Raw genomic sequence first — 9,070 nt, 5'->3', positions numbered from 1 at the left:
ATCAACAAGTGCTCTGGACGCTCACGACGGCGGGGTGCCTTGCGCAGCGAAATAAAGGAGGAGCCCGAAGGGCGGGGGACATTCGCGGAGCAAGGTACCCCGCCGGCGTGAGCGCGCCCCGAACAAAGACACGGAAAAACAAGAACCGATCTCATCGACAACCCAGCTCAAGACATGACATTACCGCCATCGACATTCAAGGTCTGCGCCGTGATGTAGCGCGCCTCGTCGCTGGCCAGGAAAACCGCCGCCCCCGCGATGTCTTCCGGCGCGCCCATGCGGCCGAGCGGCACCGCCAGCCCGACCTGCCGCTTCTTCTCTCCGGGCGGCAGGCCCTCGGCCTTGGCGAACAGGCTGTCGACATGGTCCCACATCGGCGTATCGACCACACCGGGCGCAATGCCATTTACACGTATGCCGTGCGGCGCCATCGCCAGCGCGGCGCTCTGCGTGTAGCTGATGACCGCCGCCTTGGTCGCGCAGTAGTGCGACACCAGCGCCTCGCCCCGGCGTCCGGCCTGCGAGGCCATGTTGATGACCGAAGCGCCCTGCGTGCCCGCTTCCACCATGTGCCGCAGCACCGCCTGCATCACGAAGAACATGCCCTTCACATTGACCGCGAACAGCTTGTCGAACGACGCCTCGTCGCTGTCCAGCAGCGGCGCGAGGTCGAACACCGCGGCGTTGTTGAACAGCGTGTGCACCGGCCCGAAGGCGACCTGCGCCTGCGCCAGCATGTGGGTGATGGCGGCGGTGTCGGTCACGTCGGCCGCAATGTAGGCGAGCTTGCCCGGCTGGCTCTGCTGCAGCGCGCGCACCGCGTCGGGCGCGGCGGTGGCGCGGTCGACCACGGTGCAGCGCGCGCCCTCGGCAATGCAGGCTTGCGCCACGGCCAGGCCGATGCCGCCTCCCGCGCCGGTCAGCAGCACATGACGGTCTTGAAGACGGGCGCTCATGGCCTGCTCCCTGCTTCTGCTACGAAGCGCGCAACGCGCTCGCCGGCACGGCGCACCGCGTCGACCAGGCGGGCGTCGCCGGCGATGTTGCCCCACAGCCCCGCATCGGCGCACAACGCGGCCACCGGGTCGGCCGCATCGCAGATCGCATGCGCCACCGCTTCGTCCATGCCCTGGTCCTGGTAGGCGTAGGGCAGCGCACCCTTGTGCCAGCGCTGCAGGAAGGCCAGGAACAGCGCGGGCAGCATCGCCACGCTGTCGATGCCCTGGCGCGCCGCCAGCCGCTCGCGCACCGTCGGGGCGATGAAGCCGGGAATCTTCGAGAAGCCGTCCGCCGCCACGCGCTGGTTGGTGTCGCGGATGGCGGGGTTGCCGAAGCGGTCGAGCACCACGTCGCGATAGGCCGCGAGGTCGATGGGGCTGGGAGTCAGGCAGGGAATGACGTCGTCGGTGACGTAGTCGAAGGCCATCCTGCGGATGGCCGCGTCGTGCGTGCCCTCGTGGATGAAGCCGAGCCCGACCAGCGTGCCCGCCCAGGCGATGCAGCTGTGCGTGGCGTTGAGGATGCGGATCTTGGCCTCTTCGTACGGCTGCACCGACTCGACCAGCTCAACGCCCACGCGGCCCCAGTCGGGCCGGCCGGCCGCGAAGTCGTCCTCGACGACCCACTGGATGAAGCTCTCGCCGGTGATGGCCGCCGGGTCGTCGCGTCCCGTGGCCGCCTTGACGCGCGCGCGCAGCTCGGGCGGCGGGCGTGGCGTGATGCGGTCGACCATCGCGTTCGGGCAGCGCGTGTTCGCGTTCACCCAGGCCAGCAGGCCGGCATCGCCCGCGAGTTCGATGAACTCCAGCAGCCCGGCGCGAAAGCGCTCGCCGTTGTGGCGCAGGTTGTCGCAATTCAGCAGCGTCACGGCGCCGGCATCGGCCGCCTTGCGCGCGCGCAGGATGGCGCACACCGCGCCGTAGATGGTCACGTTGTCGCCGCCGGCCTCGCCCTTGCGCGCGCGCTCCACATCGGCCGCGAGGTCGCTGAACGACAGGTCCAGCCTGCCCTTGTTGTCGAGGTAGTAGCCGGCCTCGGTCACGGTGAAGGACACGATGCGGGTCGACGGCGCCGCGCCGCGCGCGACCACGTTCGCCAGCGAGCGCTCCCACGGCAGCACCTCGCGGATGGCATCGATCTGCTCGTAGCGGTATTCGCCCGCGGGCGACACGGTCTCGAGCGTGTAGCGCCCGCCCTGCGCCTGCAGCGCCGCGACGATGTCGGCCATGTCCGGCCGGATGTTGGCGCCCGACAGCGACCAGCGGGTGTCGCCCGCGTCGATTAGCCGCTGCAGGTACACCGCCTGATGGGCCCGATGGAACGAGCCCAGGCCGAGATGAAGCACCGTGAACTCCGTGGGAGCCGGTGGAATTTGCGCGATGGTCACGGGAATGTCCGTTGAAAAGGCGTTGGAAGAAATCTGGAATCGATCACGCGCCGACCGAGCGGCCTTCGCGGTTGAACAGGTGCAGCACCGACGGATCGAGCTCCACCGCCACGTCGTCGCCGGCCTGCAGCGGCGTGCGGTCGTTCTGCCGCGCGATCAGCGGCACGCCGCCCACGTCGACGTGGATGAGCGTGTCGGCGCCCAGCGCCTCGATCAGCTCGACGCGGCCCTGCACGTCGCTCACCGGCGCGCCCTGCTTCGGATGCACGCGCAGGCCTTCCGGCCGCACGCCCAGGAAGCCGTCGCTCGGCAGCCTGCCGCCGGTGGCGGCCGAGAAGCTGGGAATGGCATTGGCCGCCACCATGTTCATCGACGGCATGCCGATGAACTGCGCGACGAACTGGTTGGCCGGGTGGTCGTACAGCTCCAGCGGCGTGCCGACCTGCTCGATCAATCCATCCTTGAGGACCACCACGCGGTCGGCCAGCGTCATGGCCTCCACCTGGTCGTGCGTGACGTAGATGGTGGTGGCGCCGAGCGCGCGGTGCAGCTTGTGGATTTCCACCCGCGTGTTGCCGCGCAGCGCCGCGTCGAGGTTCGACAGCGGCTCGTCGAACAGGAACACCTTGGGCGCGCGCACGATGGCGCGGCCGATGGCCACGCGCTGGCGCTGGCCGCCCGACAGGTCCTTGGGCGTGCGGTCGAGGTACTGCGTGAGATTGAGCGTCTTGGCCGCGTACTCGACCTTGGTCTTGATCTCGTCCTTCGGCACGCCCGCCAGCTTCAGCGCGAACGACATGTTGTCGTACACGCTCATGTGCGGATACAGCGCGTAGCTCTGGAACACCATCGCCAGGTCGCGCTTGCCCGAAGGCGTCCAGGTGATGTCCTTGCCGTCGAGCAGCAGGTTGCCGCTGGTGATGGGCTCCAGCCCGGCAATCAGCCGCAGCAGCGTCGACTTGCCGCAGCCCGAGGGCCCGACGAAGACGATGAACTCGCCCTTCTTTATCTGCAGGTCGACGCCCTTGATGATGTGGATGTCACCAAAGCTCTTCTTGATGTTCTTGAGTTCGAGGTAGGCCATTCACGACTCCTTGATGTTTTGTGAGCGGGCAAGCGAGGTGCCCACAGCGCTTGAGAGCGCGCAGCGCAATCCGGGAGCTGCCGCGGAACCGGCTTTGCCGGGCCGCTGGCGGCGCCTACGCGAGGGGGTTGGCGAAGCGACACGAAGTGCGCGAAGACTGGGGGTGGTGTTCATTTCACGGCACCGAAGGTCAGGCCTTGGACCAGCTGCTTCTGGCTGAACCAGCCGAACACCACGATGGGCGCGATGGCCATCAGCGAGGCGGCCGACAGCTTGGCCCAGAACAGGCCCTCGGGGCTGGAGTACGAGGCGATCAGCGTGGCCAGCGTGCCGGCCTTGGCGGAGGTGAGGTTGAGCGCCCAGAAAGCTTCGTTCCAGCTCAGCACCAGGCACAGCAGCCCGGTCGATGCGAGCCCGCCCACCGACAGCGGCAGCACCACGTGGCGGAACTCGGTCCACAGGCTGGCGCCGTCCATGCGCGCGGCCTCCAGGATCTCGTTGGGAATGTCCTTGTAGGCGCTGTAGAGCATCCACACCATGATCGGCAGGTTCGACAGCGTGAACACGATGGTCAGCGCGGGCAGCGAGTCGAGCATGCCGGCGGTCTGCGCCAGCACGTAGATCGGCACCAGCGCGCCCACGGCCGGCATCATCTTGGTGGAGAGCATCCACATCAGGATGTCGCGCGTTCTCTTCGTGCGAAAGAACGCCATCGAATACGCCGCCGGCGCCGCGATCAGCAGGCCGATGACGGTCGAGCCCAGGCTGGTGATGAGCGAGTTGCGCGCATACAGCAGGTAGTCGCTGCGGCGCTGCACCTCGCCGAAGTTGTCGAGCGTGGGCTCGAAGATGAAGAGCGGCGGCACGTGGATGGCCTGCAGTTCCGTCTTGAAGGCCGTGAGGAACAGCCAGCCGAGCGGAAAGAACAGCAGCAGCGCGACGGCCCACGCACCCACGGTGCGCAACGCCTGCGGCAGGAAATTGCTGGGAGCTTGTTGTTGTTGCATGACGTGTGCGCCTCAGTCGAGGTTCTTGCCGATGATCCGGATCAGGAACACGGCAACGATGTTCGCCAGCACCACCGCGAACAGCGCGCCGGCCGAAGCCACGCCCACGTCGAAGTTCATGAGCGACTGCTTGAAGATCATGTAGGTCATGTTGGTGCTCGCGTTGCCCGGGCCGCCGTTGGTGGTGATGGCGATCTCCGCGAACACGCTGAGCAGGAAGATCATCTCGATCATGATCACCACCGCCATCGGGCGGCCCAGGTGCGGAATGGTGAGATAGAAGAAGCGCTGCACCGGGCTCGCGCCGTCCATGCGCGCGGCCTCCATCTGCTCGCGGTCGAGCGACTGCAGCGAGGTGATGAAGATCAGGCAGGCGAAGGGCAGCCACTGCCAGGCCACCATGATGATCACCGACAGCAGCGGGAAGTCGGTGAGCCAGTCCACCGGCTGCGCGCCGAAGAAGCGCCACAGGTCGGCCAGCACGCCGTAGATGGGGTTCATCATCATGTGCTTCCACAGCAGCGCGTTGACCGCGGGCATGACGAAGAACGGCGAGATCAGCAGCACCCGCACGATGCCGCGCCCGGGAAAGGGCTCGTTCACCAGCAGCGCCAGCAGCACGCCCAGCACCACGGTGATGACGATCACGCTGCCGATCAGCAGCAGCGTGTTCCATGTGGCGGGCCAGAAGTCGGGATCGGTGACGAAGTAGTGAAAGTTCTCGATGCCCGCGAACGTGCGCTCGCCGGGCTGCATGAGGTTGTAGTTGACGAACGAGAAGTACAACGTCATCAGCAGCGGCACGATCATCCAGAGGAAGAGCGTGAGCACCGCGGGCGCCATGAGGGCGCGGGGCAGGAGTCTTTTCATGAGGTATCCCTTCTTGTGGTCCCTGGCTCCTTCCCCCTTTGGGGGAAGGCTGGGATGGGGGCTGCCCCTGTTCAGGCGCGGCGTTGTCGCGAGCGCCGCGTGCCCCCACCCCGACCCTCCCCCAGCGGGGGAGGGAGCAAGCCCGGCTTGGCTTACTTGTAGTAGCCCGCCTTCTTCATCTCGCGTTCCGCCGCCGTCTGCGAGGTCTTAAGCGCCTGGTCCACCGTGACCTTGCCCGACAGCGCCGCGCTCATCTGCTGCCCCACCGCCACGCCGATGGCCTGGAACTCGGGAATGGCCGCGTACTGCACGCCGACGTACGGCGACTTGGGCAGCGTGCTGTCGGTCAGGTTGGCGCTGTCGATGGCCTTCTTTTCGGCTTCGGCGAACTTCGCGACCTTCTGGAACTCGGGGTTCGCGTAGGTCGACTTGCGCGTGCCGGTCGGCACCGAGGCCCAGCCGGTTTCCTTGGCCACCAGGTTGATGTAGTCCTTGGAAGTGGCCCACTTGATGAACTTCTGCGCCGCGTCGTCCTTGGTCGAGCTGGCGGGAATCGCGAGGTTCCACGACCACAGCCAGTTGGCGCCCTTGGGCGTGACGGCGGTCGGTGCCTGCGCGAAGGCCACCTTGTCGGCCACCTTCGACTGCTTCGGGTCGCTGATGAACGAAGCCGCGATGGTGGCGTCCACCCAGGCCGCGCACTTGCCTTCGTTAAAAAGCGCCAGGTTCTCGTTGAAGCTGTTGGCCGAGGCGCCCGGAGGGCCGTCCTTCTTCATCATGTCGACGTAGAAGGTGATCGCATCCTTCCAGGGCTTGGTGTCGATCTGCGGCTTCCACTGCATGTCGAACCACTGGCCGCCGTTGGTGTTGACCAGCGTGGTCAGGAAGGCCATGTTGTCGCCCCAGCCCGGCTTGCCGCGCAGGCACATGCCGTACACGCCGTTCTTGGGGTCGTTGGCCTTGTCGGCGAACTCCTTCACCTGCGCCCAGGTCGGCTGGTCGGCGAACTTCACGCCCACCTTGTCGGCCAGGTCCTTGCGGTACATGAGCATGGAGCTCTCGCCGTAGAACGGGGCCGCGTAGAGCTTGCCCTCGTAGGACAGGCCGTTGCGGATGGCCGGCAGCAGGTCGTCGATGTCATAGGCGGCATCGGTGGCGATGGGCTTGAGCCAGCCCTTCTTCGACCAGATCGGCGCCTCGTACAGGCCGATGGTCATCACGTCGAACTGGCCGCCCTTGGTGGCGATGTCGGTGGTCACGCGCTGGCGCAGCGTGCCTTCTTCCAGCGTGACCCACTTGAGCTTGATGTCGGGGTTGGCCTTCTCGAAGAAGGGCGTGAGCTTCTGCATCTCGATCATGTGGCCGTTGTTGACGGTCGCGATCACGAGTTCGGTGGCGGCCTGGGAAACGACGCCCGTGCCGATGAGTGCGAGGACGAAGCCCGCTTTCAGAAAACGCTTCATGTTGTCTCCTAGAGGTGAGCGACGCCCTGTTGTTGTCGGGTCGCCGTGCCGGGAATTCTGGAGAAGCGCGCCTGCGGCTTTGGTACTTCGAATGTCGGCACTGGTACTTTCATGCACCAGTTGACTGGGAGATTCCCTAGTCAGCGCAATACAGCATGCATACGGGGCGGTCCAAAGGCCTCAAACGCACCGCCTCACACGCCGCCGAGCAGCTGGCGCCGGAACTGCACCGCCGCCGGCGACAGCGGCCGGCCCTCGCGGGTGATGAGGCAGATGGGCGGCACGCGCACCGGCAGCTCGATCGGCACGGTGCGCAGCACGCCCAGCCGGGCGTAGTGGCCGGCCTGCGAGGCGGGCATCACGGCCGCCATGTCGGAGTTCTCGAGCAGCGCCGTGATGGCGATCGGCGATGCCGTTTCGATGATGTCCAGCCGCGCCCGGATGCCGGCCTCGCGCATCGCCGCCTCGAAGCGCCCGCGCTGCGGCGAACCCGGCGGCTGCAGCACCCACGACCAGTGCGCCATGTCCGCCAGCGTGAGGTTGGCGCGCTCGAACACCGGATGCCCGGCGCGCACCACCACCACCTGCGACTCGCCCAGCAGCGGCACGCTCGCGTACCTGGCCTCGTCGTGCCCGTCGGTGAGCCGGCCCAGCACGAGGTCGACGTCGCCCTGCTCCAGCTGCGCCTGGATCACGTCGCTGGTCTCCACCACCACCGACACGGCCACCTGCGGATGGCGCCGGTGGTATTCCACCAGCGCCGGCGCCAGCAACTCGGGCACCGCGCCCGGCACGCTGCCCACGCGCAGCGCGCCGCTGAGGCCGGAGCGCAGCGCCAGCATCTCCTCGCGGGCGGTGCCGAAGTCGCTGAGCACGCGGTGGGCATAGCGGATCAGGATCTGGCCGTAGGGCGTCGGCTCCATGCCGCGCGCAAGGCGCTCGAAGAGCCGTTCGCCGAGCGAGTCTTCCAGCTGCTGCAGCAGCTTGGTCGCCGCCGGCTGGCTGATGTTCATGGCCTCCGCCGCGCGGCCGAGGTGCCTGTGGGTGTCGAGCCGGGCCAGCAGGAGCAGCTGGCGTGGCCGCACATGGAGCATCAGCGAGGCGTCTGTGAGGCCGGGAGTCATGCACAAAAGTATATGGATTCCCCGGCTTTTTCGATTGGATCGCAAATCCGAAGCTCCGTACGCTCGGCGCCATAACAAGCTGGAGACAACCCGATGAAGCTTTCTTTGCTGGCCCGCGCGGCGGGGCTCGCGGCGGCCCTGCTGCTCCCGACGGCCCCGCTCACGGCCGTTGCGCAGGCGCCCTACCCCGACAAGCCGATGCGCATCATGGTCGGCGCCTCGCCCGGCGGCGGCACCGACATCCTGGCGCGCGTGCTGGCCGACAAGTTCTCGCAGACCCTCAAGCAGACGGTGGTGGTCGAGAACCGCCCCGGCGCCTCGAACACCATCGCGGGCGAACTCACGGCCCGCGCGCCGGCCGACGGCGCCACCCTGCTGCTGGCCACCAACACGGCACAGGCGGTGGCGCCCCACATCCTCAAGCTCAAATACGACCCGCTCAAGGACCTGCAACCCATCGGGCTGGTGGCGGTGATGCCCAACGTGCTGGTGGTGTCGGCCAGCTCGCCCTACAAGTCGGTGAAGGATCTCGTGGCGGCCATGGCTGCCAAGCCGGGCGGCTTCAAGTACGCGTCCTCGGGCATCGGCAGCACGCAGCACGTGGGCGGCGAGGCCTTCAACCTGGCCACAGGCATGAAGTCGATCCACGTGCCCTACAAGGGCAGCTCGCAGGCACACGTCGACATCATCGCGGGCGAGGTCGACATGATGTTCGACAGCACCTCCTCGGCCATGGGCCAGATCAAGGCCGGCAAGTTCCGAGCGCTGGCCGTGAGCGCGCCCCAGCGCGCGCCCGAACTGCCCGACGTGCCCACGCTGGCCGAGCAGGGCATCAACGGCGCCGACGTGTCCACCTGGTACGGCCTGTACGTGACGGCCGGTACGCCGCGTCCCGCGGTCGAGCGGCTGAGTGCCGAACTCGGCCGCACGCTGAAGCTGGCCGACGTGCAGGCGCGCATCAAGGCGCTGGGCGGCGAACCCGGCGGCCTGACGGGCGAACCCTTCGCGGCCATGAACCGGCAGGAGTTCGAGCACTACGGCCAGCTCGTGCGCGAAGCCAACATCAAGGCCGAGTGAGCCGGCCCTTTCTGTTTTTTCCACAACGCATCCGACAACATGCCCACCCCATCCCCAAC

Annotated in this window: 8 protein-coding genes; 1 reads left to right on the top strand and 7 read right to left on the bottom strand. The window is 67.3% G+C overall.

What is annotated here, in order from left to right:
- Positions 1 to 167: 167 nt before the first annotated feature.
- From AC1RVW_RS30370 to AC1RVW_RS30340, 7 genes are all read right to left on the bottom strand, one after another.
- Positions 168 to 956, bottom strand: coding sequence for an L-iditol 2-dehydrogenase (locus AC1RVW_RS30370; protein ID WP_493204424.1), 789 nt, complete (start codon positions 954 to 956; stop codon positions 168 to 170).
- On the bottom strand, positions 953 to 2,344 hold the full coding sequence (dalD, locus tag AC1RVW_RS30365) for a D-arabinitol 4-dehydrogenase (RefSeq protein ID WP_493204426.1): 1,392 nt from the start codon (positions 2,342 to 2,344) through the stop codon (positions 953 to 955). Before dalD ends, AC1RVW_RS30370 begins: the two co-directional genes overlap by 4 nt.
- Positions 2,345 to 2,429: 85 nt before the next feature.
- Positions 2,430 to 3,470 (bottom strand): ABC transporter ATP-binding protein, encoded by a 1,041-nt coding sequence (locus AC1RVW_RS30360; RefSeq protein WP_106935582.1) that lies wholly within the window; start codon positions 3,468 to 3,470, stop codon positions 2,430 to 2,432.
- A 170-nt stretch (positions 3,471 to 3,640) separates the two neighbouring features.
- Entirely contained in the window at positions 3,641 to 4,477 is an 837-nt protein-coding gene (locus tag AC1RVW_RS30355; protein WP_081268488.1) for a carbohydrate ABC transporter permease, read from the bottom strand.
- A gap of 12 nt (positions 4,478 to 4,489) precedes the next feature.
- Positions 4,490 to 5,347: a carbohydrate ABC transporter permease gene (locus tag AC1RVW_RS30350; RefSeq protein WP_081268489.1), complete on the bottom strand. Its 858-nt coding sequence runs from the start codon at positions 5,345 to 5,347 to the stop codon at positions 4,490 to 4,492.
- A gap of 152 nt (positions 5,348 to 5,499) precedes the next feature.
- Entirely contained in the window at positions 5,500 to 6,810 is a 1,311-nt protein-coding gene (locus AC1RVW_RS30345; protein WP_081268490.1) for an ABC transporter substrate-binding protein, read from the bottom strand.
- A 194-nt stretch (positions 6,811 to 7,004) separates the two neighbouring features.
- A complete protein-coding gene (locus tag AC1RVW_RS30340) occupies positions 7,005 to 7,934 on the bottom strand; it encodes a LysR family transcriptional regulator (RefSeq protein ID WP_199851947.1) in 930 nt (309 codons plus the stop codon).
- Between the two features lie 93 nt (positions 7,935 to 8,027).
- Here AC1RVW_RS30340 and AC1RVW_RS30335 point away from each other — a divergent pair, with 93 nt between their 5' ends.
- On the top strand, positions 8,028 to 9,011 hold the full coding sequence (locus tag AC1RVW_RS30335) for a Bug family tripartite tricarboxylate transporter substrate binding protein (protein ID WP_493204420.1): 984 nt from the start codon (positions 8,028 to 8,030) through the stop codon (positions 9,009 to 9,011).
- The last annotated feature ends 59 nt before the right edge of the window (positions 9,012 to 9,070 follow it).

The organism is Variovorax sp. MPBD4-3, assembly GCF_058809745.1.
This window is presented reverse-complemented; position numbering and strand designations above follow the sequence as displayed.